Here is a 25,155-nt window from a genome sequence, read left to right as displayed (position 1 = left end):
TCGCCACCAGTACACGACCACTCTACTGTTGCAAACAACTGGCAATAAGCCGAGTCCGGGCGTCGCCACCAGGTGGTCACGCACCGCCGGTCGCGTGGTGCCGGAAGCGGTCGGCGACGGCGGTCCGCACCCTCGCGAGGCCGTCGCGGCGCTCCTGGAGCTCCCAGAGCCCCATGGTGAGCCGGTGCGCCTCGCGCGGGCGCTCGCTGTGCCGGTAGGTCCACTCGTACATGTCGAACAGGGGCCACCAGGTGTACCCGACCACGTCGACCCCGTCGGCGCGCAGGGATCGGACGGCGGCGACCGACTCGTCGAGCCAGTCGATGCGGGCCTTGACCGAGTCGGTCACGCAGGTCTCGGTCAGCATCACCGGCGCCCCGTACCGGTCGGCCGCCGCCCGCAGCAGCTCGGTCAGACCGTCGACGCCGTCGTCGCGGGTCGGCCGCGGGTCGGGGAAGCCGCCGGAGTGGAAGACCCCGGCCTCGAACACCTCGGTGGAGTGGAGCGGGTAGTAGTTGACGCCGACCACGTCCGGGTGCGCAGGGGCCTCCTGGAACCAGGCCAGGTCCTCGTCGCCCCATCCGTTGGCGCGCAGGAACGGCGCGAGCGGGTGGGTCTCGCCGACGCGGCCGGTGACGAGGTCCTCGACGAGGAAGATCTGCTCCTTGAGGCGCGCGGCGAGCTCGCGGTGCTCGGGCGCGTCGGTGTCGCCGACGTAGCGCATCCCCGCGTCCACGTGCACGAAGACCGCGTCGTCGCCGAGCACGTCCCGCACGGCGTGCTGGGCGAGCACGAAGCCGCGCGCGAGCTGCCCCACGATCGAGGAGAGGCCGCCGGGGCCGGACAGGTGCGGCGGCCAGTAGGCGTACTCGCCCGAGAACTGGGCGTGGATCATCGGCTCGTTCACCGGCGTGTAGTCGGTGACCCCGTACGCCGCATAGCGTTCGGCGACGCGGGCGGAGTACTCGGCGACGCGCCGCGGGTAGTCCGGGTTCGCGAACTGGCGCTCCAGCCACAGCGGCGTGCCGTAGTGCATGAGGTCGACGACCGGCCGCAGCCCGAGCTCGGCGAAGCGGGCCATGACCCGGTCGAGCCAGTCCCAGTCCCACCGGTCCGGTTCGGGCTGCACCCGGTACCAGGGCACGCCCCAGCGGACCAGTTCCGCGCCCGCGTCGTCGGCGAGTGCGAGGTCGGCGTGCCACCGCTCGTAGTGCTCGGTGAGCGCGTACTCGTCGATCGGGCGCTCGCCGGGCCCGGTCTGGGGCACGAAGGTGTCCTCGACGCCGACGGCGAAGTGCAGCCGGCCGTCGCGGTGCCAGGGCGCGCCCGCGGCGGCGTGAAGTCGGGGCGGGTGGTGGGGAGCGGTCATTTGAGTCCCGTCGTCGCGATGTTCTCGATGAATCGGCGCTGCACGAACAGGAACGCGACGACGAGCGGGAGGATCGCGATGAGCGACCCGGCCATCATCACGCCGTGCGGCACGATGCCGCTCGGTCCGGTCAGCAGGGTCAGGCCCGAGGTGATGGTGCCCATCTCGGCCTTGGTGGTGAAGACCAGCGGCCACAGCAGGTCGTTCCAGTTGTTCACGAACGTGAACAGCCCGAGGGTCAGCAGGGCGGGCACGGCGTTCGGCAGCACGATCGACCGGAAGACGCGGAACTCGGAGGCGCCGTCGATGCGGGCGGCGGCGTCGAGGTCGCGCGGCAGGCCCAGGAAGAACTGGCGCAGGAAGAAGATCCCGAACGCGTCGGCCGCGCGCGGGGCGATGAGCGCGGCGTACGTGTTGACCCAGCCGAGGTCGGAGACGAGCTGGTACAGCGGGATGAGCGTGGCCTGGAACGGGATCATCAGGGTGGCGATGATGACGACGAGCAGGACGCGCCGGCCGGTGAAGTCGATGCGGGCCAGGGCGTAGGCCGCGAGCGAGTCGAAGACGAGCGCGAAGGCCGTCACGCCGCCGGCGAAGGCGAAGCTGTTGGCGATGAGCCGGGCGAAGGGCAGGTCGGCGGTGATCTGGCGGAGGTTGTCGAGCGTCCACGCGTCGGGCAGGAGGCTCGGCGGGTAGGCGTTGACCTCCGCGACGGGCTTGAACGCGGTGAGCACGATGACCGCGATGGGCAGGAGCACGATCGCGCTGACGGCGAGGAGCGCGAGGGTGGCGAGCACAGTGCTGGGGCGCAGTTCGCGCAGCCGCCTCCGCGACTTTTCGGCGACGCTCATGACAGGTCCTTTTCCTTGCGGCCGAAGAAGACGAACTGCACCAGGCTCAGCAGCAGCGTGGCGATGAGCAGCACGTACGACAGTGCGGAGGCGAAGCCGATGTCGAGCTTCCTGAACCCGGACTCGTAGATCTCCATGACCACGGTCTGGGTGTTGCCGTAGGGGCCGCCGCCGGTCATGACGTAGATCTGGTCGAAGGCCTGGAGCGCGGCGATCATCGCGAAGACGAGCACGAACGCCATCGTGTTGGACAGCATCGGGAGCGTGACGTGGCGCAGGCGCGACCACGGCCCGGCGCCGTCCATCCGCGCGGCCTCGTACAGCGAGGTGGGGATGTCCTGGAGGCCGGCCAGGAAGATCACGAAGTAGAAGCCGAAGAGCTTCCAGACGGCCACGAACGCGACGGCGGGCATCGCGAGGTCGGGGTCCTGGAGCACGTCGCCCATCTGGACGCCCAGGCCCCGCAGCCAGTAGTTGAGCAGGCCCACGCGCGGGTCGATGAGGTAGCTCCACGCGAAGGCGGCCACGGCGAAGGAGACCACGAACGGCACGAACAGCGCGGTGCGGAAGAAGGACCGGAACGGCAGGTGCGGGCTGTTGAGCAGCAGTGCCAGCGCGAGCGCCGCGATGACGGCGGTCGGGGTGAACAGCACGGTGTACCAGACGGTGTTGGCGACCGCGTCGAACACGTCGGGGTCGGTGAAGACCGTCCGGTAGTTCTCCAGGCCGATCCATTCCTCCCGGCCGAACCCGCTGGCGTCGGTGAACGACAGGCGCAGCGCCGAGAGCATCGGCCAGATGACGAACAGGCCGATGACGACCAGGGCGGGGGCGAGGAAGGCGAGGGCCTTCGCGTTCCGGCTCCCGGCGCCGTCGCGGCGGCGCCCGCCCAGCGGCGCCGGCGGCCGGTACCGGCGGGTCGTGGACTGCTCAGCACTCATGGTTTCCCTTCGACCTTCGAGGACTCGCGCGGCGCGGCGGCGGGGGGCGGTGCGCCCCCGCCGCCGCGTGCTACTCGTCGAGCGCCTTCTGGATCTTGTCCTGCGCGTCGGCCAGGAGCGTCGCGACGTCCTCGCCGGCGACGGCGCGCTGGGTGAGTTCGTCGACGGCGCTGAGGACGTCGACGCTGTTGACGACGCCGGGCAGGAGCGGGCGGCCCATGGGCGCGATCTCCGTGAGCGAGGCGACGACCGGGTTGGAGGCGACCGCGTCGGCCGGGACGTCGGTGCGCAGCGGCGGCCATCCGGAGCCGAGGGACCAGGCGGCGGCGTTGTCGTCGTCGAGGAAGAACGCGAGGAAGTCCTCGGCGGCGGCCCGGGCGTCGTCGTCGGCGTCCACGGTGACGGCCATGGAGACGCCGATGGCCGAGGCGGCCTGGTCCTGCGGCCCGGCCGGGAGCGGCGCGATGGCGTAGTCGATGCCGTTCTCGTCGGCGATCGAGGCCATCCAGGGGCCGCCGACGGTCATCGCGGCCTTGCCGGCGCTGAACAGCTCGTCGGCGCCGATGCCGTCGACGCCGGTCGGCGAGATCTGGCGGTCGTTGATCGCGTCGACCCAGTACTGGAGGGTCTCGGCGTTCTCGGGGGAGTCGATGACGGCCTTCCCGTCCTGGACGAGGTCGCCGCCGTTGCCGTAGAGCAGGGAGGGCCACAGGCCGTTGGCGACGGTCGCGTGGTCGGGGAGCACGACGCCGTACTGCTCGGGCGTGCCGTCGCCGTCCTGGTCCTCGGTGAGCCGCTCGGCGGTCGCGACCCAGTCGTCCCACGTCTCGGGGAAGGCGGTGACGCCGGCGGCGTCGAACAGCGCGGTGTTGTAGTAGACGGCGAGGGGCACGAAGCCGGTCGGCACGCCGTACTTGGCGCCTTCGACCTCGATCATGTCGACCGCGCCGGGGACGAGGTTCGCGGTGTTGCTCGCCTCGTCGGCGTAGAAGTCGTCGAGTTCGGCGAACGCGCCTCGGGCCGCGTACACGGGCAGGCGCTCGGCGGGCATGGCGACGAGGTCGGGTCCTTCGCCCGCGGACAGGGCCGTCAGCAGCGTGTCGTCGATGCTTGCCCAGGTCTTCAGTTCGGTGGTGATGGTGACGTCGTCCTGGGAGGCGTTGAAGTCCTCGACGATGCCTTCGAGGACGTCGCCGTCGGCCTCGGTGTAGCCGTGCCAGAAGGTGAGTTCGACCGGGCCGTCGGCGTCGCCGCCGGAGCAGCCGGCCGCGACGAGCGCGAGCGACGTCAGGCCGGCGCCCAGTAGGATCCGCGTGCGTTTCATGTCCATGTTCCCTCTCAGTGCGAGACTGCGCTGTCCGCGCCGGTTCCACGTCGCAATGGCTATCTACAACGTTGTAATACGAGGATCGCATGGACCCTCCCCGTCGCCGCCGATCTGGTGAGCGGTGGTTGCGCGGTGCTCCTCGGCGGTCTTCTCTCGCCGCGGCGCGCCGTTTCGGCGACGTGTCGACCGTAACATACAACGTTGTAGAAGCAAGGGTGCCGACACCCCGGTCCGCAGCGTGTCGGCGACCGCCGGCCTCAGGCGCCGGGCGCCGACTCGCGCGCGACGATCGTGAAGTCCGCCAGCTTCGTGCTCGGCGGCGCCTCGCCGCCGCCGCGCCGGAGGCGTTCGAGCAGCGTCTCGACCGCGGTGCGCGCGATCCATTCGCGACCGGGGTCGACGGTGGTCAGCGACGGGATCGCGTAGGCCGCCTCGTCCAGGTTGTCGAAGCCCAGGACCGCCACGTCCTCGGGCACGCGCAGCCCGGCCTCCTGGAGCACCCGCATCGCGCCGAGCGCGAGCGTGTCGTTGAACCCGAAGACCGCGTCGAACGCGACGCCGCGGTCGAGCAGCTCGCGCATCGCGCGCGCGCCGTCGGCCCGGTGCCACAGGGTCGCGCGGGCGACCAGCCGCTCGTCGTACTCGACCCCGCCCGCTTCCAGAGCCTCCCGGTAGCCGCGCAGGCGCAGCCGGGCCGAGCCCATGACCTCGTCCTCGTTCTCGCCGATGACCGCGATGCGCCGCCGCCCGGATGCGAGGAGGTATTCGGTGGCCGCCCGGGCCGCGCGCAGGTTGTCCATGGTGACGTGGTCGCTCGGCCAGTCGAAGGTCCGCTCGCCCAGGAGCACCAGGGGGAAGGCCACGTCGAGCGCGCCGGCGTCCTCCTGGCGCATCCCCAGCGGACTGAGGATGAGCCCGTCGGTGCGGCGCAGGCGGGGGCTCTGGAGCAGCGCGATCTCCCGGGCGCGGTCGCCGCCGGTCTGCTCGACGAGCGTCACCAGGCCCGCCCGCTCGGCCGCCTCGATGACGAAGCCGGCGAGCTCGGCGAAGTAGCTCAGGTTCAACTCCGGCACCGCGAGCGCGATCGCGCCGGTGCGGCCCGAGCGCAGGCTCCGCGCGCTCAGGTTCGGCTTGTAGCCCAGCTCCGCGATCGCCCGCTCGACCTTCTCGCGGGTGGCCGGGCGGACGTGGGGATAGCCGTTGACGACGTTCGAGACCGTCTTGAACGACACGCCCGCGAGGTTCGCGACATCGTGCAGGGTCGCCGCCATGGCACCTCCTAGGTTCGGGGTGATCGTACAACGATGCAAACCGCCGGTTTCCCGTCGAACCGGGCGACCGGCACGTGAACGGCGCCGGTCGTCCAGGTGACATCCGGGAGGACGGTCCGGCGTCGCCGCACTAAGATCTACCGATCAGCCCTTCCCATTCCTTAGGATCCGCCGTGACCGCCACCGTCGAGACCGACGCCCCCACGCCCAAGCGCCGCCGCCGGCTGCGCGCCCTCGTCATCGCCCTCGCGACGCTCCTCGTGCTCGCCCTCGCCGGGCTCGGCGGCGCCGGCTGGTACTTCTCCGGCGAGGTCATCAACGTCGACCACAGCCCCAACGACTACCCGCTGACCGTCGAGGCCCTCGACGCCACCACCGTGACCCTGCCGCGCGGCGAGAACACCGAGAAGGACGGCGTCTGGGGCCTGTCCTGGGACGGCGGCCAGGCCGTGCTCGGCGCGGTCCTGTCCACCGACGGCGACACCGTCACCCGCACCCTCGACCGCGTCCTCTACGGCGACCTCGCCGAGGGCACCGCCGTCCGCATCGACACCTGGACCTACCGCGACGACCCCGCCACCGCGCTCGGCCTCGCCTTCGAAGAGGTCGCCATCGCGACCGAACTCGGCGACGCCCCCGCCTGGCACGTCCCCGGCGATCAGTCCACCTGGGTCATCACCGTCCACGGCCGCAACGCCTCCCCGGTCGAGACCCTCCGCGGCGTCGAGGTCTACAGCGGACTCGGCTACCCCGTCCTGGCCGTCACCCACCGCAACGACGAAGGCGCTCCGGCCGCCCCCGACGGCCTCCACAGCCTCGGCGAATACGAGAGCGACGACGTGATCGACGCGGTGGACTACGCGCTCGCGCACGGCGCCGAGGACGTCATCCTCCACGGCTGGTCCATGGGCGGCGCGATCGTCGCGACCGCCGCCCGCAAACTCGCCGACACCGGCTCGGTCAGGGGCGTCGTCCTCGACTCGCCCGTCATGGACTGGAACTCGACCCTCGACATGCAGGCCGCCGACCGCGACGTGATCGCCCCGATCACCTGGACGGCCAAGCGCATCGTGGAGCTGCGCGCCGAGATCGACCTCGACGACCTCGACCAGCGCAACTTCGCCGACGAGTTCGCCATGCCGATGCTCCTGTTCGTCGACACCGCCGACAAGACCGTCGACCACACCGCGACCCTCGAGTTCGCCGAACTCCTCCCGCCCGAGCGGACCACGGTGTTCACCACCGCCTCGGGCCACACCGCCTCCTGGAACGAGGACCCGGCCGCCTACGCCGCGGCCCTCACCGACTACCTCGACGGCCTCTAACGCGCGAGCGTCGACTCCGTCCGCGGCGCAGGACTGTCGATCGTGGACTCGGCGGCCCGCGTCCACGGTCGACCGCCCTGCCGCGACCCGAAGGGGGCCCGCGCATCGCCGCGGCGTTCCCCGAGCCGCCCGCCTGAGGACGCCCCGCCCTTCCTTTCCGCGCGCGAACAAGAGAGGATCGCGGACATGGTGGACGAATCAGGGCAGGCGGACTGGGACGAACGGTTGGGCTGGGCGCACGGACTGATCGCCGAGGACCCCGGTGCGCGCGCCGTGGCGATCGGGCAGCTGCTGCGCGCCCAGGACGCGGTGCGCCTGGCCCTGGAGCGCGCCAACGAGGCGATGCGCTCGGCCTACGACCTCACCGAACCACAGTGGCTGGAGGCGAGGCCGGGTTACCTCGCGGTGTGGCAGGCCTATCACGACGCCCAGCGGTACTCGCTGCCCGGCGCGCTGTGGGACCGCCCGCGCGGCGACATGGCCTCCTGGCCCGGCCTGCCGTACGCGCTGCTGTTCCTCGAATGGGAGGCGACGCGGCCGGGGGAGTGGGGGCGGTACGCCAAGTCCTGGGGCACGAAGGAGCGGCTCATCCGCGACCTCGCCGTCCCCGGGCACACCGAACCGGTGCGGGCCAAGCTCATCGACCTCGTCGAGGCGGCCGTGCGCCGCGCCTACCGGTGCAAGGACCGCGGGTACGTGCGCGTCGCCCGGGTCCTGGACTGCCCGGACCTGCGGGCCCGGCTCGAACGGGCCGCCGAGGCCGACGACCCGTGGTCGCGCCTCCACGCCGGGTACGTCCTGCGCCTCCTCGACGACCCCGACCTGCCCAACAGCCGCCGCGTCTGGCGCGCCTGGTGCGCGGGAACCGATGCGTAGCAGGCGATCGAGGCGGCGGCTTGCAATTCCCCGGGGCATGGGCGAGTATTAAGATGAACTAGGATTCATGTTATCGGGCGGCCTTCTCGACCGGCCGCGAACGCTCACCACCGGGAGACCCGCCATGAACGCCAACCATTGGACCGCCGCCGACATCCCCGACCAGACCGGCCGCACCGCCGTCGTGACCGGCGCCAACAGCGGGCTCGGCCTCGCGACCGCGCGCGAACTGGCGCGCCGGGGCGCGCACGTCATTCTCACCGTCCGCACCGAGGACAAGGGCCGCGAGGCCGTCGAGTCGATCCTCGCCGAGATCCCCAAGGCGAGCCTGGAAGCGCGCCGGCTCGACCTGGCCGACCTCGACTCGGTGGCCGCGTTCGCCGAGGCCCTCCACGCCGACCTGTCCGCTGTGGACCTGCTTGTCAACAACGCCGGGGTCATGGCCCCGCCGCGCTCGCTGAGCCCGCAGGGCCACGAGCGCCAGTTCGCCACCAACCACCTCGGCCACTTCGCGCTCACCGGGCGCCTGATGGACCTCGTCGAAGCGGGCAGCGCCCCGCGCGTGGTCACCGTCAGCTCCCTCGCCCACCACCGCGGCGAGATCCACTTCGACGACCTCACCGGCGCGAAGCGCTACAGCGCGGCCGGCTTCTACGGGCAGTCGAAACTCGCGAACGCCCTGTTCGGGCTCGAACTCGACCGGCGGCTGCGGGCCGCCGGCAGCCCCGTCGCCAGCCTCCTGGCCCACCCGGGCTTCACCGCGACGCAACTGGTCGCCAACGGCGTCAACCCGTTCCTGCGGTTCATCGGCGGCTGGTTCGCGGAGCTGATCTCCCAGCCGGTCGAGGACGGCGTCCTGCCGCAACTGCGGGCCGCGACCGACCCCGAGGCGCAAGGCGGCCAGTACTACGGCCCCGACGGCAGGAAGGAACGCCAAGGCCGCCCGGTCCTAGCCCCGCTCAACGCGAAGGCGACCGACCCCGAGACCGCGAAGCGACTGTGGACGGTCTCCGAGAAGCTCACCGGCGTGCGCTTCACGATCGCGAACGGCACCTGAACCGCCGCCCCGCGGCCCCGGAATTCCCCCGGTGACGAGACTCATGGTGCCGCCGGCCCCGAAGGCGACGGTTTCGGAAATTCCCCGAACGCCCCGGGGCGTTGGAACCGAAGCATTCGAACTGGAGAAAGGCTTCCGAACATGGCCGTTGCCCTGTCGATCCTCGACCTCGCGCCGATCGCGCCGGGCCGGTCCGCGCGCGAGAGCCTCGCCGCGAGCGTCGAGCTCGCCCGCGCCGCCGAACGCAGCGGCTACCGCCGGGTCTGGTACGCCGAGCACCACAACATGCCGACCATCGCTTCCAGCGCGACGAGCGTGGTCATCGGCCACATCGCCGAGCACACCGACAGCATCAGGCTCGGCGCCGGCGGGATCATGCTGCCCAACCACTCGCCGCTCATCATCGCCGAGCAGTTCGGGACGCTGGAGACGCTGTTCCCCGGCCGCATCGACCTCGGCCTCGGGCGCGCGCCCGGCACCGACCGCAACACCATGCTCGCGATCCGCCGCGACCCGAACTCGGCGGAGGCCTTCCCGCAGGACGTGCTCGAACTCCAGGGGTACCTGCGCGGGGAGTCCACCGTCCCGGGCGTCCAGGCCGTGCCGCGCGCGATCGGCGAGATCCCGCTGTACATCCTCGGCTCCTCCCTGTTCGGCGCCCAGCTCGCCGCGCGCCTCGGACTGCCCTACGCCTTCGCCTCCCACTTCGCGCCGGCCTCGCTGCACGAGGCGGTCGCCGCGTACAAGCACCAGTTTGAACCGTCCGAGCAGCTCGACCGGCCGTACCTGATCGCCGGCCTCAACGTGTTCGCCGCCGAGGAGCACGAGGAGGCCGAGGCGCAGCGCACGATCGCCTTCCGCAACCGCGCCCGCGCCTTCGTCAAGCGCGGAACCAGCGGGCCGGACTTCAGCGACGAGGAGATCGACCGGTTCCTCGCCTCGCCCGGAGGCGAGCAACTGGCGGCCATGGCGAAGTACACCGCCGTGGGCACGCCGGAGGCGGTGGGCGCTTACCTGAGCGAATTCGCCGAGGCCACGGGCGCCGACGAGCTGATCACGGTCCACTACACCGAGGAGACGGCCGACCGGATCGACTCGATCGAACTGACCGCCAAGGCCTTCGCGGCGACCGCCGCGACCCGGGCCTGACCTTCGCGGGGACCGGCCTCCGGGCCGGTCCCCGCCTCACCGAGTGTTCGAGCAAGGCCGCGGGTCCGCCCGCGGCCTTCGCCGCGTCCCGATCCGCGCATCGCGTCCCGTTCCCCGCCCGGCGTCCCGTTCCCCGCACCTCGTCTCGGCACCCGCGTCACGTCCCGAACCCCGCCTTCCGTCACCGACTTGAACCGATTCAACTCCGCTGCGTGCCCCGCACGCTCCCGTTCGACCGCATCTCGGCCTTCGATGACCATGAATCCCATTGCGGCGCAACGATAGAAGATCCCAGAATGGACCGATCCCCAATGGAGTCGATCCCGCCGCTGCTCACGGGCGCCGTATGACCGAAGTGCGGCCTTACCGACGGTCTTTACGTGGAAGCCTGCCCCCCGTTGACGAACTGGTGATCGTTAACTATTGTGTCAATCACATTTGAATCCTTTCAAATTCTGGTGAACTCCGGGCCGCCCCTCGCGGCACGGGAGACGAGCGGCCGACCGGGCCGCCCGAACACGCATCGACGATGATGTGGGGAGCACGCATGACGACGCTGGAGACCCCTCGCGGACCGGCCGCGCCCGCCCGCGACGGCTCGCGGGTCGAGCGCTGGTACGGCCGCCTCGACGCCCTCGCCTACGTCGGCCTGCTCAACCTGCTCGTGATCGTCTTCACGCTGGCCGGCGGGGTCGTGCTCGGCTGGGCCCCGGCCCTGTCCGCCGCGGCCTCGTGCAGCCGCACCCGCCTGCGCGGCGACGCCCAGCGGCTCGTGCGCGCCTTCGCGGCCCGGTGGCGCCGCCAGTTCGTCCACGCCAACCTCCTCGCCGCCCCCTCCGCCGTCGCACTGGCGTGCCTGGGCTGGAACCTCGCCGCCCTGACCGACCGGCCAGGCTCCGGCGGCCTCCAGATCGCGCTCGTCGCCGCGTCCGCCGTCTGCCTCGCGCACCTCGTGCTCGCGCTGACCATGGACGCCCACTACGAGCTGCGCCGCGCGCGCTGCCTGCGCCTGTCCTGGGCGTTCCTCGTCAGGTTCCCCGGGGCGCCGCTCCTGCTCATCGCGACGACCGCGCTCATCGCCGCGGTCACCGCGTTCGTGCCCGGGCTGCTGCCCGTGCTCTCCATCGGGGTGTGGGTGCACCTGTGCACCGCGCTCTGCCTGTCCTTCTACGCCGCCAACGACCGGAACCTTCCGGCCGCGGCCTGACCCCTCCGGCGGCGACGCCGACCGGACCGCACTGATGAGTACCCCTTCGAAAGGATCCCGATGAAAGCAAGCAAGCGCATTCCCATCGCTGCGCTCGCCGCCGTGACCGTCAGCGGACTCGCGCTGACCGCGTGCTCGGACGACGACTCCGGCAGCGGCGAGCCCCTGGAGTCGCTCAACATCATGGCGCCGTTCTTCTCCGCGACCCCTCCGGAGGAGGACGACCCGATCGACCTCGCCCTCAGCGAGATCGCCGGCCTCGACCTCAGCGTCCAGTGGGTGCCCAACAGCGACTACGGCTCCAAGACCAACACCGTGCTCGCCGGCGACGACATCCCCGACGTCATGGTCATCCAGGGCAAGGACCAGGCCTTCGTCCAGACCGCCGAGGCGGGTGGGTTCTGGGACCTCACCGAGCACCTCGCCTCGGGCGACTACCCGAACCTCGTCACCGAGAACCCCGAGGTCCAGGAGGCCTCCAGCGTCAACGGCAAGGTCTACGGCGTCTACCGCGCCCGCGACGTCATCCGCCACAGCGTCATCATCCGCGCCGACTGGCTCGACAACCTCGGCCTGGACCTGCCCGAGACCACCGACGACCTCTACGAGATCGCGCGGGCCTTCACCGAGGACGACCCTGACGGCAACGGCCAGGACGACACCTACGGCATGATCAACATCGCCTGGGCCGGCCTCGGCAACGGCAGCCCCTACGACGCGATCGAGGTCTGGCACGGCGCGGGCAACCTCTGGACCGACCAGGGCGGCGAACTCGTCCCCTCCTTCACCACCGACGCGTGGCTGGAGGCGCTGGAGTACGAGCGCGACCTCGTCGACAACGGCTACGTCAACCCCGACTACGCCACCATGGACGGCGCGAACTGGAACGAGCCGTTCCTCAACGGCGAGGGCGGCATCATCATCGACGTCCAGTCCCGCGCCGCGCAGCTCGTGGGCCTGTTCAAGGACCAGGACCCCGAGGGCTTCGACCAGTACGTCGGCCTCGCCGGCCAGCTCGAGGGCCCGCACGGCACCTTCGCGATGCCCACCGCCGGCTACGCCGGCTTCCTCGCCATCCCGCGCAGCAGCGTGCAGACCGAGGAGCAGCTCGACCAGGTGCTCACCGCCCTCAACGAGCTCAACACCACCGAGGCGCAGAACCTCATGAACCACGGCATCGAGGGCGACAACTACACCGTCGAGGACGGCGGCGCGGTCTTCGACCCCGCCAAGCAGGAGTTCACCGACCTGGTTACCGGGGCCTGGGCGCAGTTGGGCATGAACCTCGCCGGCTACACCGCCCACCCGATCAAGCAGGGGACCGACTACGAGCAGGAGTTCTACGACTACCGGCTCGCCCTCCAGGCCGAGGACCTGGAGAACGCGGTGTTCAACCCCGCCGCGGCCTTCGTCTCACCGACTTACACCACCAAGGGCGCGCAGCTCGACAACATCATCTTGGACGCGCGCATCCAGTACATCGACGGGCAGATCGACGAGGCCGGCCTCCAGGCGGCCATCGATCAGTGGCATTCGAGCGGCGGCAGCGAGGTCGCCCAGGAGATCAACGACCTCTACTCGTCCGCCAACTGACCCCCTGGTGCGGGGCCGGCGCCGCTCGGCGGCGCCGGCCTCCACTCCGATCCCCGAGGAGACTGCGATGACGACCGCCCTCCAGGTCGACCGCGAACCGCCGGGCGCGCCGCCGCCCGTCCGCCGCCGCAGGCGGCGCCTCTGGACCGACGTGGTGCGGTACCGGTGGCTGTTCTTCCTGATGCTGCCGGGCATCGTCTACTTCGTCCTGTTCCGGTTCTGGCCCATGTACGGGGCCCGGATCGCGTTCAAGAACTACATCCCGTTCCTCGGCGTGGACGGCAGCGAGTGGGTCGGCTTCGCCCACTTCCAGGAGTTCCTCACCAACCCGGACTTCCCGCGCCTGCTGACCAACACCATGATCGTCGCGGCGCTGAGCCTGTTCATCGCGTTCCCGCTCACGATCGTGCTCGCGCTGCTGCTCAACGAACTGCGCCTCCAGATCCTCAAGCGCACCGTCCAGACGCTCGTGTACATCCCGCACTTCCTGTCCTGGACCGTGGTCGTCTCGATCACCGCGCTTATGTTCTCCATCGGCGACGGGCCACTGTGGACCTTCTTCTCGTGGCTGTTCGACACCGACGCGAACATGCTCGCCTCGCGCGACTGGTTCCGCCCGCTCATCCTCATGCAGATGGTCTGGAAGGACACCGGCTGGGGCACGATCATCTTCCTCGCCGCGCTCGCCGGCGTCGACCAGGAGCAGTACGAGGCCGCGATCATCGACGGCGCCGGGCGCTGGCAGCGGGTCTGGAACATCACCATCCCCTCGATCATGCCCACCATCGTGGTGCTCCTGATCCTCCAGACCGGGCAGATCCTCAACACCGGGTTCGAGCAGATCTACCTGATGTCCAACTCGCTCAACAGATCCGTCGCCGACGTGTTCGACACGTACGTCTACTTCGCGGGCATCCAGCAGGGCGCCTACAGCTACGCCACCGCCGTCGGCCTGTTCAAGGCCATCATCGGGCTCGTGCTCATCTTCGGCACCAACTGGCTCGCCAAGCGCTTCAACCAGCAGGGGATCTTCTGATGGCCTCCACGACGCACAGGCGGTTCAACACCCGCGCCGGACGCGCCTTCGACGTCCTCAACATCGTGCTGCTGATCGGCGTGGGGATGCTCGCCATCCTCCCGTTCCTGTACGTGCTCGCCGGCTCCTTCGCGACCGAACTCGAGATCACCACCCGGCCGTTCTTCCTGTGGCCCAACGAGTTCACCACCGTCTCGTACGAGTCGATCCTGTCCTCCAAGGTGATCGTGCGGGCCTTCGCCACCACCGTCGTGGTCACCTTCGTCGGCACCCTGATCCAGTTGGCGCTCACCGCGCTCATGGCCTACCCGCTGGCGAAGACCGACCTCCCCGGCCGCCGCACCATCCTGAGCCTGGTCATCTTCACGATGGTCTTCAGCGCGGGACTCATCCCCACGTTCCTCGTGGTCAAGGACCTCGGCCTGCTCGACAGCTACTGGTCGCTGATCCTGCCCATGGCCATCAACCCGTTCAGCCTCATCATCATCAAGAACTTCTTCCAGCAACTGCCGAACGAGTTGGAGGAGTCGGCGAAGATTGACGGCGCCAACGAGCTGCAAGTGCTCTGGAACGTCATCCTCCCGCTGTCCAAACCGGTCCTGGCCACCTTCGCGCTGTTCTACGCCGTCGGCATCTGGAACGACTACCTCTCGCCGCTGCTGTACCTCAGCGACACGAGCAAGTGGACGCTCCAGATGATCCTGCGCCAGGTCACCGCCGCCGCGTCCCTCTCGGCGGACGAGCTCAACTCGGAGGTCCCGCCTCCCGCCCAAGGCATCAAGTTCGCCGTGGTCATCGTCGCGACCATCCCGGTGATCCTGGCGTACCCGTTCCTCCAGAAGCACTTCGCGAAAGGCATGCTCATCGGGAGCGTGAAAGGCTGATGACGATCCACCTCGCCGGCGACTCCACCGTCGCCCCCACCGACCACGGCCGCACCTCCGGCCGCGCCGACCTGCCCCTCCTCGGATGGGGCGACGAACTCGCCCGCCACTTCGCCGAACCCGTGCGCAACCTCGCCGTCGGCGGCGCCACCACGCGCTCCTTCCGCGAAGAGGGCCACTGGGACACGCTCACCGCCGAACTCGCGGCGGGCGACACCGTCGTGATCCAGTTCGGTCACAACGACCAGAAGGACCCCGACCAGCTCGCCGCGGACGGCGGCTACCGCACGCGGCTCACCGAGTTCATCGCCGAGGTCCGCGCCGCCGAGGCGCGGCCCGTCCTCGCCACGAGCGTCGAACGCCGACTGTTCGACGAGGCGGGGGAGCTGCGCCACTCCCACGGCCCCTACCCCGCGGCGGTCCGGTCGCTCGGGCGCGAACTCGACGTGCCCGTCATCGACCTGACCGCCTTCACCCGCTGGCTCTACCCGTGGCTCGGCGAGGAGGCCTCGGCGGCCCTGTTCGTCCACGGCGCGGCCGCGGCGCGCGGCATCGAAGTGGACGAGGCCCTGTCCAAGGACAACACCCACTTCACCACGGCCGGAGCCGCCGCGGTTGCCGCGTACGTCGCCGAAGCGCTGCGCACCCTGCGCGGGATCGGCGACGACCAAGAGCCCCTAGGCAAGTGGATGGTGCGGCCTTGACCTACCGCAACCCGCTCGCCACCTCCACCGACCTGGAGGACTGGGTCGCCGAGGGCCCGGCCCGAGTCGAGTACGCGGACGGCGGCATCGTCCTGTCCAGCGCCGCAGACGAGGCGGCCTTCGAGGCCGCCGGGCGCGGCGACCACGCCCACTTCACCTTCTGGTGCCCCGAGGTCTTCGGCGCCGACATCGCGATCGCCTGGGACTTCAAACCGCTCGCGGGCGCCGGACTGGCGATCCTCTTCTTCGCCGCGACCGGCACGGGCGGACGCGACCTGTTCGACCCGTCGCTCGCGCAGCGCACCGGGCACTACCCGCAATACCACTCGGGCGAAGTGTCCACATTGCACGTCTCCTACCTGCGCCGCAAATGGCCGGCCGAGCGCAGCTTCCGAACCTGCAACCTGCGCAAGAGCCCCGGCTTCCATCTGGTCGCGCAGGGCGCGGACCCGCTGCCCGCCCCCGAGGACGCCGACCGCCACTACCGCGCGCGCATCGTCAAGCGCGGCAACGAGGTGTCCTTCGCCATCGACGACCTGCAACTGTTCACGTTCCACGACGACGAGCCGCTGGGCGCCGGACGCATCGGCTTCCGCCAGATGTCGCCCCTCGTCGCCCACTACCGCAACCTCGAGGTGACCGAGCTGTCATGAACACCGAGCACAACGACACCACCGTCGACGTCCCGCTGCGCTGGCTGGACGACGCCGCGCCCGACCTCGCGATCGGCGGCGTCACCTGCGGCGTCCCGCTCACGCCGGGCGCGGTCGCCGATCCGGCGGACCTGGCGGTCCTCGACGGCGCCGGAGCACCGGTGCCGGCGCAGACCTGGCCGCTCGCCACGTGGCCGGACGGCAGCGTCAAATGGGCGGGCGTCGCCCTCGGCGCGGGCGAACCCGCCGAGGAGTACCGAGTCGTCCTGGGCGGCAGCGAAGCCCCTCAGGCCCGAGTCACCGTGACCCCCACCGAAGGCGGCTTCACCGTCGACACCGGCGAGAGCCGAGTGGTGGTGGCCGACTCCGGACCCGAACTCATACGGTCCCTCCAAATAGGAGACGTGGAGGTGGCCAAGGCCGGCAGGCTGGTCTCCAGCCGCCAGGACCACCCCGAGCCCGACGTGCGAGGCCGGGTCCACGCCGTCGGCCACGTCACCGGCTGCGCCGTCGAGCAGGACGGGCCGCTGCGCGCCGTCCTCCGCGTCACCGGCGTCCACCGCGAGGACGGCCGCGAATGGCTGCCGTTCACGGTCCGCCTGATCTTCGCCGCCGGGGCCGCGACCTTCAGGCTCGTCCACTCCTTCATCTGGGACGGCGAGCCCGACCAGGACTTCCTCAGCTCGCTCGGCCTGCGGTTCACCGTGCCGCTGCGCGCCGCGTGGCACGACCGGCACGTGCGGTTCGCGGGCGCCGACGGCGGATTCCTGCGCGAGGCGGTGCGCGGGCTGACCGGCCTGCGCCGCGACCCGGGCGCCGAAGTGCGCGCCGCGCAACTCGACGGGCGGCCCACGCCCGATCCCTCCACATGGGAGCGCTCGGTCGACGAACTCGCGCGCTGGATCCCCACCTGGCCCGACTACTCACTGCGCCAGCTCAACGCGAACGGCTTCACCCTCCACAAGCGAACCTCTTCCGACAAGCCTTGGATCGACATCGCGCAGGGCACCCGCTCCGAAGGCCTCGCCTACGTCGGCGACATCGGCGGCGGCCTGGCGGTCGCGCTGACCGGGTTCTGGCAGTCGCACCCGACCGGCCTCGACGTCCGCGGCGCCGACACCGACGAGGCGACCCTGACCACCTGGCTGTGGTCGCCCGAGGCCGCCCCGATGGACCTGCGCTTCTACCACGACGGCCTCGGCCAGGAGGACTACGCCGACCAGCTCGAAGCCCTCGAGATCACTTACGAGGACTACGAACCCGGGTTCGGCACCGCCCACGGCATCGGCCGCACCCACGAGCTGACCGTGACCCCGTTCGCGGCCACGCCTCCCGTCACCGAACTCGCGCGCATCGCCCGTGGCACGGCGACCCGCCCGCAACTGGCGCCCACGCCCCAGGCGCTTCACGAGGCGGGCGTGCTGGGCGACTGGGACCTGCCCGACCGCGCCGATCCCCGGAGGGCCGCACTGGAGGACCGGCTGGACTTCCTGCTCGACTACTACGTCGGCCAGGTCGACCAGCGCTCCTGGTACGGATTCTGGAACTTCGGCGACGTCATGCACGCCTACGACACCGACCGGCACACCTGGCGCTACGACATCGGCGGCTACGCGTGGGACAACTCCGAGCTCTCGCCGGACCTGTGGCTGTGGACCTCGTTCCTGCGCACCGGAAGAGCGGACGTGTACCGCCTCGCCGAGCGCATGACCCGGCACACCGGGGACGTGGACGTCTACCACGCAGGCCCCTGGCAGGGCCTCGGCACTCGCCACAACGTGCAGCACTGGGGTTGCAGCGCAAAGCAGGTGCGCATCTCCACGCCCGCGTACCGGCGCTGCCACTACTTCCTCACCGGCGACGAGCACACCCGCGACCTCATGCTGGAGCTGCGCGACTCGGACACCACGTTCCTCAACCTCGACCCGACCCGCAAGGTGCGGCGCGACGCCGCGACCTACAAACCCGAACGCCGGGCGCTCGCGGTCGGCCTCGGCACCGACTGGAGCGCGCTCGCGGCGACCTGGCTGGCGGACTGGGAGATCACCGGCAACGAGCGCTCGCGCGACCGCCTGATCGGCACGATGACCGACATCGGCTCCCTGCCCAAGGGCTTCTTCACCGGCGAAGCCCTCTACGATCTCGACACGGGCCGCTTCGCCACCGACCGCGACCGCGTCTCCGTCTCGCACCTCTCGGCCGTCTTCGGACTGGTCGAGGTGTGCAGCGAACTGGTGAGCCTCATCGACGCCGGCCAGATCGAGGCCCCCGGATTCCGCGAGTCCTGGCTCCAGTACTGCCGCCTCTACCTGGCCGAACCCGAAGACCAGCGCGAAGAACTCGGCGTCGTCCCGACCGGCCTCAACCTGCAACAGGCGCACTCCCGACTGGCCGCCTACGCGGCGAACCGCCTGGGCGACAACGCACTCGCCGACCGAGCCTGGGAGGCCTACTTCGTAGGAGGCGAGTTCATGGGAGAGGAGGCCTTCCGAGCGGTCCGCATACTCCCGCCGGAAGTCCTCTCCCCAGTGGACGAGGCCCGCACCCTCTCCACCAACGACGCCGCCCAATGCGGCCTGGCAACCATCCAGAACCTGGCCCTGATAACCCCCAACCTCAAGCCCCGCTCAACCTGAGGAACCGTCGCGCTCAGGCGCGGAGGAATGTCGGTTCGTCGTGGCCTCTACTGGCGTTGTGGACCTTCTCGGGGACTCGCAGGCTGTCGTGGTCGTAGAGCCGGCGGGTCTCCGCGGCGGTTTCGGGGTTCGCGGTGAGGGCTGCGAGTCGGTCGAGCAGTTCGGTGAGGTCCGGTCCGATCTCGTCCTCGGGTCCGGGCATGGCGCCCCAGTCGTCCCAGGGGAGCATCTCGAGGTTGGACAGGGCGGCGGTGTCGCGGATGAGGTTCGACGCGATCCACCAGGCGCCGGACTCGTCGGTGACGCTGAGCCCGTAGCGGTTCGGGTCGTCCTCGCCGGCGCGGCAGCGCCGCCAGGCGTCACCGGCGACGATGAACCGGTCGCGGGGGACGTCGGTGGTGTCCACATCGGTGCCGAACAGTTCCCGCTGGCGGTCGTCGATCTGGGCGTCGACGAGGACCCAGCGGCCCTCGTCGGCGTTCCAGTACTCGGCGACCCAGTGGTCCTCGAAGACGTCCGGCTTGAAGTAGGCGCCGAAGCCGCAGCGGGCGCGGGCGGGGACGCCGTGGGCGCGCAGGGCGGCAACGGTCAGCAGCGTGAAGTGGCGGCAGGTGCCGCCCAGTCGCCGATCCGCCTCACGGGGCTCGGTGAGCGGCCGTCCGTCGGCGAGGAGGCGGCCGAGGAGGTCCTCGGCGTGGCGCAGGTTCGAGGTCTCGTTGTGCTCGGGGCGGTGCTCGACGCCGTAGGCCCAGGTGAGGTGCTCGTGGATAAGTAGGCCGTGGAGGGCGTCGAGCAGCGCGGGGATATTGCCGGGCAGCGCGAGAAGAGCCTCTCGATGCGGCCCGGGATCGGTGAACGGTCCCGGCCGGAGGTAGTAGTCGGTGGTCACAGTCGGCTCCGTTCGGTGGTTGCGCCGATCGTATTGCCCCGGTGTGACAACCGCGCCGCTCAGGCCGGGTTGATCGCGGAGACGATCCAGACCGCGCCCGGGAACCGGACCGTGCCGTCCACGAGATTATCTCGCAGTTCGCTGCGCACTTCCTCCACGACCGCCGCCCAGCCGTCCTCGCCGAGGCGCGGCACCAGTTGCTCCCTGGCGAGTCGGCCGATGCCGCCGGCGAGGATCGTGGTCAGCCGCTCCTCGACACCGTCACTGCCGTCGATCCCGTAGTCGCACACGAAGTCGAACGCCTCGACCTCCACCGCCTCCCACCCGGAGGCCGCCAGCACTGCGGCAGGCCGATCGGCATCGGCGAACGCCATCGGCCCCGGAGCGCCGGGTGCGGGATCCTCAAGCTCCGGTTCGAGCCGGTCCATGAGGATCTGCGAACCCAAGCTGAACATCGGGTTCTCCGCTTCGCCTCGCCAGCAGGCGAACACGAGGCGAGCCCCCGGCGCGGCCGCACGGCGGATGTTCGCGAACGCCGCCTCGGGGTCCTCGAAGAACATGACGCCGAAGCGCGAGACGACCCGCTCGAACGGCGCCCCCGGAACCTCGGCGAGCAGATCCGCGGTCTGCGCGTCGGCGACGACCACCGTCGCCTCGGGCACACGCCCGCGAGCAGCCGCGGCCATGCCCTCCGAGATGTCCACACCGACGACCTCAGCGCCTGCGGCGACACTCGCCGCAAGCAGCGTCCCTGTCCCGCAACCGATGTCGAGCACCCGCCGCCCGGTCCCCAAAGAGGCCTTCGCGAGGATCGCCGCCGTGACCGGCGCGAACACCGCGTCGAAGATCGCCTGGTTCGCGACCCACCCGGCGGCCCCGTCGGTCCAGTTCTGCCGCATCGATTCATTCGCCACAGCAACACCCTACTGAAACCACCAACGCAGGAAAAGCACCTGGGCGTCCACGCCCGCGACGTGTAAAATCGCCGCACCCGACGAGCGACGTTCAGGAGTCCCTCTCATGGAAGCCATGCGGATTCACCGAGAGCCCCTGTCCGGCCGCGACGATCGGTGGCAGGGCCTGATACTGCACGTCACGGGTCGCCGCCGCCCGAGTCTGCGGGTGCGTACGGCTGCGCACCGAATCCTGTTGGAGCAGAACGGTGAAGTGTTCTGGGAAGGGAGACTCCAGCCTGATCGAGGCGGCGTGGACTTCCGGAGGACACGGGAGTACCACTCGCCACTCCCGCCGATTCGCGCATCGAGGGCCCGCGCATTCGGCGCCGATCCGTCTCGTTGGTCCTATTGGATCGCCGCCTGCCTTGCCGAACAAGACGCAGGTCCCCTGCACGACGGCCGTTGGATCCTCAAGCCGCTGGACTGGCTTGGATTTGCGGAGGGGCCACACGGAGGAAAGACCCCGGCACAGATAGTGCAAGGCGACGAAGACGGATTCATCGACTGGTGGGACCACTACAGCCTTCACGATGTCATGCCGATGCGATCGATGCCCCAAGCCGAGGAAGGCAGAGTCAAGGCGTACCGAAGGCTCGCGCGCGAGAACGCTCTGCCTCCCGTTCTGCTCTGGTGGGTCAGCGGCCTGGACTCCTACGCGGTGCTGGACGGTCATGCCCGACTGGCCGCCGCCGTGGCCGAGGGCATCGATCCACCGATGATCGAAGTGAAACGCCTGCTCGACGTCGCAGAGCTCGAAGCGTCCACGACGTCGACCGTCGAGGATTACGCAAGCGAGATCGTCCGACTCAACAGTATTCGTGAACAGCAGGGGACGGTCATGCCGGCTGCCGAGTCGCTGGTCGGCCCGGGCTTCTCAAGACGCCTGGAATCACTGATGACACGCGAAGGACCCACCACCGCCTGGCCGCTACCGGTGGGACCGGAGGCACGGAGCCGAGACGACGACGAGAACTGAGACCTTCCAGCGCATCTGGGGCGGCCGGCAGACGATGGATCACAACAGTGTGGGCCGTCGCCACTCCTGTCCGAGGACATGGTGGTCGAAGAAGTTCAGCACCGTCTCGTACTTGAGACGGAGGTGGTACGGCTTGCCGACGCCGTGGCCTTCGTCCGGGAAGTACAGGAACCAGACGGGCACCCCGAACCGCTTCAAGTCATTGTGCAGGCCCAACGCCTGACTCACCGGCACGTTGTAGTCCTTGCCGCCGTGCACGATCAGCATCGGTGTCGTGATCCTCGCCGCGTCACGGTGCGGTGAGTCGGCCTCGTAACGTTCGGGCTGCGTCAACGGATCGCCGAAGATCTTGTGGAAGTAGGCATGCATCGCCGAGTCCGCCTGGAACGCTTCCAGGTTCCACATCCCGGCGTGCGAGGCGATCGCCTTGAAACGGTCGGTGCGGGTCACGGTCCGGAGGGCCAGGTAGCCGCCGAAGGACCAGCCGGCGAGGCCCGTCCGGGCCGGGTCGAGGTCGTCGCGCGCCAGTGCCGCGTCCGTCAGCGTGATGACGTCGCGGTAGGGCCGGCCGCCGTATTCGCCCCGGCCGCGCTCTTGCATCCGCTGCCCGTACCCGGTGGACAGCGCCGGGTCCGGTAGCAGCACCGCGTAGCCGCGGGCGGCGAGCGGCCACGGGTTCCACTGCCACGTCCAAGCGCTCCAGGACCGCTGCGGTCCGCCGTGCGGGATGACGATCAGGGGCGCAGGGCGCTCGGCCGAGGCGCCCTCGGGCAGGACGAGCCAGGCGCGCAATCCGAACCCGTCGTCCGCCTCCGCGTGCATCTCGGTCAGAGTGCCGGGAAGCGAACCGAGTCCGCCAGGCGCATCGAGGAACGTGGGCTGCTGATCGGCCTCGGCGGCGTCGAGCCGGACCACGCGAGGCGGGCTGTCGATCGCGCTGCGCCGTCCGTAGAGAGTGGACCCGTCGGGCGTTATGCACAACGAGGCATAGACGCCGGAAGCGGTCAATCGGGTGACCGTGCCGTCGGGGTCGCGCCGGAAGACCGGGCAATGGCCCCGCTCGTCTCCGGTGAACCAGACCGTGGCGTCCCCGGGTATCGGCGAGGGGACCGCCTTCCCCGGCCACGGCCAGTTGTCGAACTCCAGAAGCTCACCTCCGGACAGATCAAGCGGTACCTCAAGGCGTCCGTTCCTGTTTCGCGAAGCGCCGCATGGGCTCCGGTGCTGGCCGTGGTCAACCGGGATTCGGTGGGCGCCCGAGCGCTGTCGAAACCGCTGGTGCTCGCACTCGTACCCGAGGTCTACGCCGACGGCGACCCCGCCGAACTCACCCGGTTCGCCGACGTCGACGCGTTGAAGGCGCACGTCCTCGGACTCTTCGCACCTACGAGGTTCGCCCTCACACTGCGCGGAGACGACCGCCGCCGGGGCCGTCTGCGACGGGCCGAAGCCATGCGCTGGCTTCAGTTCCTGGCGGAGCGCACGCGCCGCGGCGACACCTGGGATCCGATCGCCTGGTGGCGGTTCTCCTCGTTCGCCCCGTTGCCGACCCGCCTCGTGGCCGGCATCCTCGCCGTGGTCGTCACGGTGGCGTCGTTCGGCTTCGGCATGTCCATCTTCCTCGACGCCGTGGGGGTGCCGACCGAGCCCGCATGGTGGATCGGCTGCCTGATCGGTCTGGGCGCGGGCCTGGCCCTGGGCGGCGCTTGCGTGCGGAACCCGCCGCCCGGGCCGTCCGAGACCCAGTTCGAGGTCAACCGCGACCACCTCATGGCCGCCGTCAGGAGCGGTCTGCCGCTGTTCCTCTTCGTCGCAGTGCTCGGACTGGTGTTCCTCGACCTCGCGACCAGCCTGCTCTTCGCCTTCGCGTTCGCATTTCCGATCTCCCTGCTGTACGCGGTGATCGCGCCCGACCCCGCGCCGATCGCAACGCACCCCGACCTGCTGCTGCGGCGCGACCTGCGCGTCGGGTACGTGTTCGGAGTCGGCTACGCGATACCGGCGTTCATCGTCGGCTACGTCGTTTCGGGAATCCTGTGGTTGAGCATCGTCGTCACTCTGGCAACGGCGCTCGCGGGCGGCCTGTACTACGGGATCCAATGGGTGCTCGCGTTCCGCCACCGCCGGGCGGGCGCGGCCGCATTCGTCCATCTGGGACTCGTGGTCCTGTTCCTGGCGCCGAGAGGGCTGCCGTGGCGCGTGATGGCCTTCCTGCGTGAAGCGCACCGCGTCGGCGTCCTCCGCCGTGAACCCGGTGGCACCTACCGATTCCGCCACAGCGATCTCGCCGCCGCGATTGCGGGTTGGCGCCCGGCGCCGGTCGCGGGAGTGCCGCGTGCCCGTCTTGAATCGGACCGAGCGGAGGCCGGGCCGGACGCAGAGCGCTGACAGTTCGAGCCCGAGACCCGCCCCGGGCGGACTCTGGTGCGCCGCATGCGGCCCAGGCTCGGCGGTCGGGAAGGTTCGATACGGTGTTCGCGTGATCAGGCGATTGGCGTGGGTGACGGCCAGGGAGGCCCGGGGCCGGGACGAGGACGAGCCGCTGGCGGTGAACGCGCTGCGGCGGGCCGGGGTGGCGGTCGAGGTGCTCGACTGGGACGACCCGGCGGCGGACTGGTCGGGCTTCGACCGCGTCGTGCTGCGGTCGGCCTGGGACTATCCGCAGCGCCTGCCCGAGTTCCTGCGCTGGCTCGACGAGGTCGACGCGGTCAGCGAGCTGGTGAATCCGCCGGCGACCGTGCGGTGGAGCCTCGACAAGCGGTACCTGGCCGAGCTGGAGCGCGCCGGGATTCCGGTCACGCCGACCGTCTACGTGCCACCGGGCTCGGCGGCGACGTTCCCCGACGGCGGCTTCGTGGTCAAACCGGCCGTCGGCGCCGGCAGCCGCGAGGTCGCGTCGTACGCGTCCGATCAGCACGAGGCCGCGATCGCGCACGTGGCTCGGCTCCACGCGTCCGGGCAGGTCGTGCTGGTGCAGCCGTTCCTGGAGTCGATCGCCGTCGAGGGCGAGTGGCCGCTGGTCTTCTTCAATGGACGGTTCAGCCATGCCGCCAGCAAGCGGGTCGCGGTGCCGCAGGCCGGAACGGTCGACGATCTCTTCGCCGAGGAGACCAACGCCGCGCATACGGCGACCGCGGCGCAGATCGAGGTCGCCCAGGTCGCGGTGGACTTCGTCGCCGAACGTTTCGGGACGCCGGTCTACGCCCGGGTCGATCTCGTCCGCGATGACGAGGGGCGGTTCTGCGTGCTCGAAGTGGAATTGAACGAGCCGTCGCTGTTCCTGCCGCAGGCCGACGCCGCCGCCGTCACGCGACTCGTCGCGGCACTGGTCCGTTGAGTCCCGCGCCTTTACCGGTCGGAACGGATCGGACGGGCCGCTCGGCCGGTGGCGCAGTTCGCCGCGGGATCGCGACGGTCGGGTGGGCCGCACGCCTGCGCGGAGCTCGCCCGACCGT

Annotated in this window: 22 protein-coding genes; 14 read left to right on the top strand and 8 right to left on the bottom strand. The window is 70.4% G+C overall.

Annotated features, from left to right (window positions below):
• Window positions 1-76 precede the first annotated feature (76 nt).
• From IF12_RS0116355 to IF12_RS0116335, 5 genes are all read right to left on the bottom strand, one after another.
• Window positions 77-1,369 carry a family 1 glycosylhydrolase gene (locus tag IF12_RS0116355; protein ID WP_051704484.1) on the bottom strand — a complete coding sequence of 431 codons (1,293 nt, stop codon included), beginning with the start codon at window positions 1,367-1,369 and terminating at the stop codon, window positions 77-79.
• On the bottom strand, window positions 1,366-2,220 hold the full coding sequence (locus IF12_RS0116350) for a carbohydrate ABC transporter permease (RefSeq protein WP_030160228.1): 855 nt from the start codon (window positions 2,218-2,220) through the stop codon (window positions 1,366-1,368). Before IF12_RS0116350 ends, IF12_RS0116355 begins: the two co-directional genes overlap by 4 nt.
• Window positions 2,217-3,161 (bottom strand): carbohydrate ABC transporter permease, encoded by a 945-nt coding sequence (locus IF12_RS0116345; RefSeq protein WP_030160226.1) that lies wholly within the window; start codon window positions 3,159-3,161, stop codon window positions 2,217-2,219. The genes IF12_RS0116350 and IF12_RS0116345 overlap by 4 nt, the downstream gene beginning before the upstream one ends.
• 70 nt (window positions 3,162-3,231) lie before the next feature.
• Window positions 3,232-4,485, bottom strand: coding sequence for an ABC transporter substrate-binding protein (locus tag IF12_RS0116340; RefSeq protein WP_030160224.1), 1,254 nt, complete (start codon window positions 4,483-4,485; stop codon window positions 3,232-3,234).
• A gap of 260 nt (window positions 4,486-4,745) precedes the next feature.
• Window positions 4,746-5,759, bottom strand: a complete 1,014-nt coding sequence (locus tag IF12_RS0116335) for a LacI family DNA-binding transcriptional regulator (protein ID WP_030160222.1) — start codon at window positions 5,757-5,759, stop codon at window positions 4,746-4,748.
• Between the two features lie 173 nt (window positions 5,760-5,932).
• Here IF12_RS0116335 and IF12_RS0116330 point away from each other — a divergent pair, with 173 nt between their 5' ends.
• From IF12_RS0116330 to IF12_RS0116280, 11 genes are all read left to right on the top strand, one after another.
• A complete protein-coding gene (locus IF12_RS0116330) occupies window positions 5,933-7,084 on the top strand; it encodes a S9 family peptidase (RefSeq protein ID WP_051704483.1) in 1,152 nt (383 codons plus the stop codon).
• A gap of 186 nt (window positions 7,085-7,270) precedes the next feature.
• The gene (locus IF12_RS0116325; protein WP_030160217.1) at window positions 7,271-7,960 is read left to right on the top strand and encodes a hypothetical protein; all 690 of its coding nucleotides are present in this window, start codon (window positions 7,271-7,273) and stop codon (window positions 7,958-7,960) included.
• A 124-nt stretch (window positions 7,961-8,084) separates the two neighbouring features.
• Complete coding sequence (locus IF12_RS0116320) at window positions 8,085-9,017, top strand: oxidoreductase (RefSeq protein ID WP_030160214.1); 933 nt, start codon at window positions 8,085-8,087, stop codon at window positions 9,015-9,017.
• 141 nt (window positions 9,018-9,158) lie between these two features.
• Window positions 9,159-10,166: an LLM class flavin-dependent oxidoreductase gene (locus IF12_RS0116315; RefSeq protein ID WP_030160212.1), complete on the top strand. Its 1,008-nt coding sequence runs from the start codon at window positions 9,159-9,161 to the stop codon at window positions 10,164-10,166.
• A 547-nt stretch (window positions 10,167-10,713) separates the two neighbouring features.
• Window positions 10,714-11,373: a YesL family protein gene (locus IF12_RS0116310; protein WP_051704482.1), complete on the top strand. Its 660-nt coding sequence runs from the start codon at window positions 10,714-10,716 to the stop codon at window positions 11,371-11,373.
• Between the two features lie 60 nt (window positions 11,374-11,433).
• Window positions 11,434-12,966, top strand: a complete 1,533-nt coding sequence (locus IF12_RS0116305) for an extracellular solute-binding protein (RefSeq protein WP_030160208.1) — start codon at window positions 11,434-11,436, stop codon at window positions 12,964-12,966.
• A gap of 67 nt (window positions 12,967-13,033) precedes the next feature.
• Window positions 13,034-14,002 (top strand): sugar ABC transporter permease, encoded by a 969-nt coding sequence (locus tag IF12_RS0116300; protein ID WP_030160206.1) that lies wholly within the window; start codon window positions 13,034-13,036, stop codon window positions 14,000-14,002.
• Window positions 14,002-14,886 carry a carbohydrate ABC transporter permease gene (locus tag IF12_RS0116295; protein WP_030160203.1) on the top strand — a complete coding sequence of 295 codons (885 nt, stop codon included), beginning with the start codon at window positions 14,002-14,004 and terminating at the stop codon, window positions 14,884-14,886. The genes IF12_RS0116300 and IF12_RS0116295 overlap by 1 nt, the downstream gene beginning before the upstream one ends.
• Window positions 14,886-15,590 (top strand): rhamnogalacturonan acetylesterase, encoded by a 705-nt coding sequence (locus IF12_RS0116290; protein ID WP_030160201.1) that lies wholly within the window; start codon window positions 14,886-14,888, stop codon window positions 15,588-15,590. Before IF12_RS0116295 ends, IF12_RS0116290 begins: the two co-directional genes overlap by 1 nt.
• Window positions 15,587-16,243, top strand: coding sequence for a DUF1961 family protein (locus IF12_RS0116285; RefSeq protein WP_197034751.1), 657 nt, complete (start codon window positions 15,587-15,589; stop codon window positions 16,241-16,243). The genes IF12_RS0116290 and IF12_RS0116285 overlap by 4 nt, the downstream gene beginning before the upstream one ends.
• Entirely contained in the window at window positions 16,240-18,879 is a 2,640-nt protein-coding gene (locus IF12_RS0116280; protein ID WP_030160198.1) for a hypothetical protein, read from the top strand. Before IF12_RS0116285 ends, IF12_RS0116280 begins: the two co-directional genes overlap by 4 nt.
• Before the next feature lie 13 nt (window positions 18,880-18,892).
• Here IF12_RS0116280 and IF12_RS0116275 read toward each other — a convergent pair whose 3' ends face one another.
• The gene (locus tag IF12_RS0116275; RefSeq protein ID WP_051704481.1) at window positions 18,893-19,768 is read right to left on the bottom strand and encodes a transglutaminase-like domain-containing protein; all 876 of its coding nucleotides are present in this window, start codon (window positions 19,766-19,768) and stop codon (window positions 18,893-18,895) included.
• A gap of 59 nt (window positions 19,769-19,827) precedes the next feature.
• A complete protein-coding gene (locus IF12_RS0116270) occupies window positions 19,828-20,682 on the bottom strand; it encodes a class I SAM-dependent methyltransferase (RefSeq protein ID WP_035749201.1) in 855 nt (284 codons plus the stop codon).
• A 106-nt stretch (window positions 20,683-20,788) separates the two neighbouring features.
• Between IF12_RS0116270 and IF12_RS25775 the strand changes: the two genes are divergently transcribed.
• Window positions 20,789-21,700 carry a hypothetical protein gene (locus IF12_RS25775; RefSeq protein ID WP_133884336.1) on the top strand — a complete coding sequence of 304 codons (912 nt, stop codon included), beginning with the start codon at window positions 20,789-20,791 and terminating at the stop codon, window positions 21,698-21,700.
• A 39-nt stretch (window positions 21,701-21,739) separates the two neighbouring features.
• Here the strand turns inward: IF12_RS25775 and IF12_RS26275 are convergent, their stop codons facing one another.
• On the bottom strand, window positions 21,740-22,708 hold the full coding sequence (locus IF12_RS26275) for a S9 family peptidase (protein WP_197034750.1): 969 nt from the start codon (window positions 22,706-22,708) through the stop codon (window positions 21,740-21,742).
• Between the two features lie 270 nt (window positions 22,709-22,978).
• On the opposite strand from IF12_RS26275, the gene IF12_RS26270 reads away from it, so the two are divergent.
• Both IF12_RS26270 and IF12_RS0116250 read left to right on the top strand, forming a co-directional pair.
• Entirely contained in the window at window positions 22,979-24,088 is a 1,110-nt protein-coding gene (locus IF12_RS26270; protein WP_197034749.1) for a hypothetical protein, read from the top strand.
• Window positions 24,089-24,179: 91 nt separating this feature from the next.
• Window positions 24,180-25,037, top strand: coding sequence for a RimK family alpha-L-glutamate ligase (locus tag IF12_RS0116250; protein ID WP_051704479.1), 858 nt, complete (start codon window positions 24,180-24,182; stop codon window positions 25,035-25,037).
• Window positions 25,038-25,155: the final 118 nt, after the last annotated feature.

Source organism: Glycomyces sp. NRRL B-16210 (assembly GCF_000719515.1).
Lineage (GTDB): Bacteria > Actinomycetota > Actinomycetes > Mycobacteriales > Micromonosporaceae > Glycomyces.
Note: the sequence above shows the minus strand (reverse complement) of the source record. Positions and strands in the feature narration are given on the sequence as shown.

Coding starts and splice junctions, on each gene's coding strand:
- IF12_RS0116345 (WP_030160226.1), bottom strand. CDS start 3,161: ATGAGTGCTGAGCAGTCCACGACCCGCCGGTACCGGCCGCCGGCGCCG.
- IF12_RS0116310 (WP_051704482.1), top strand. CDS start 10,714: ATGACGACGCTGGAGACCCCTCGCGGACCGGCCGCGCCCGCCCGCGAC.
- IF12_RS0116320 (WP_030160214.1), top strand. CDS start 8,085: ATGAACGCCAACCATTGGACCGCCGCCGACATCCCCGACCAGACCGGC.
- IF12_RS0116355 (WP_051704484.1), bottom strand. CDS start 1,369: ATGACCGCTCCCCACCACCCGCCCCGACTTCACGCCGCCGCGGGCGCG.
- IF12_RS0116300 (WP_030160206.1), top strand. CDS start 13,034: ATGACGACCGCCCTCCAGGTCGACCGCGAACCGCCGGGCGCGCCGCCG.
- IF12_RS0116340 (WP_030160224.1), bottom strand. CDS start 4,485: ATGAAACGCACGCGGATCCTACTGGGCGCCGGCCTGACGTCGCTCGCG.
- IF12_RS0116290 (WP_030160201.1), top strand. CDS start 14,886: ATGACGATCCACCTCGCCGGCGACTCCACCGTCGCCCCCACCGACCAC.
- IF12_RS0116325 (WP_030160217.1), top strand. CDS start 7,271: ATGGTGGACGAATCAGGGCAGGCGGACTGGGACGAACGGTTGGGCTGG.
- IF12_RS0116305 (WP_030160208.1), top strand. CDS start 11,434: ATGAAAGCAAGCAAGCGCATTCCCATCGCTGCGCTCGCCGCCGTGACC.
- IF12_RS0116350 (WP_030160228.1), bottom strand. CDS start 2,220: ATGAGCGTCGCCGAAAAGTCGCGGAGGCGGCTGCGCGAACTGCGCCCC.
- IF12_RS0116295 (WP_030160203.1), top strand. CDS start 14,002: ATGGCCTCCACGACGCACAGGCGGTTCAACACCCGCGCCGGACGCGCC.
- IF12_RS0116315 (WP_030160212.1), top strand. CDS start 9,159: ATGGCCGTTGCCCTGTCGATCCTCGACCTCGCGCCGATCGCGCCGGGC.
- IF12_RS25775 (WP_133884336.1), top strand. CDS start 20,789: ATGGAAGCCATGCGGATTCACCGAGAGCCCCTGTCCGGCCGCGACGAT.
- IF12_RS0116280 (WP_030160198.1), top strand. CDS start 16,240: ATGAACACCGAGCACAACGACACCACCGTCGACGTCCCGCTGCGCTGG.
- IF12_RS0116335 (WP_030160222.1), bottom strand. CDS start 5,759: ATGGCGGCGACCCTGCACGATGTCGCGAACCTCGCGGGCGTGTCGTTC.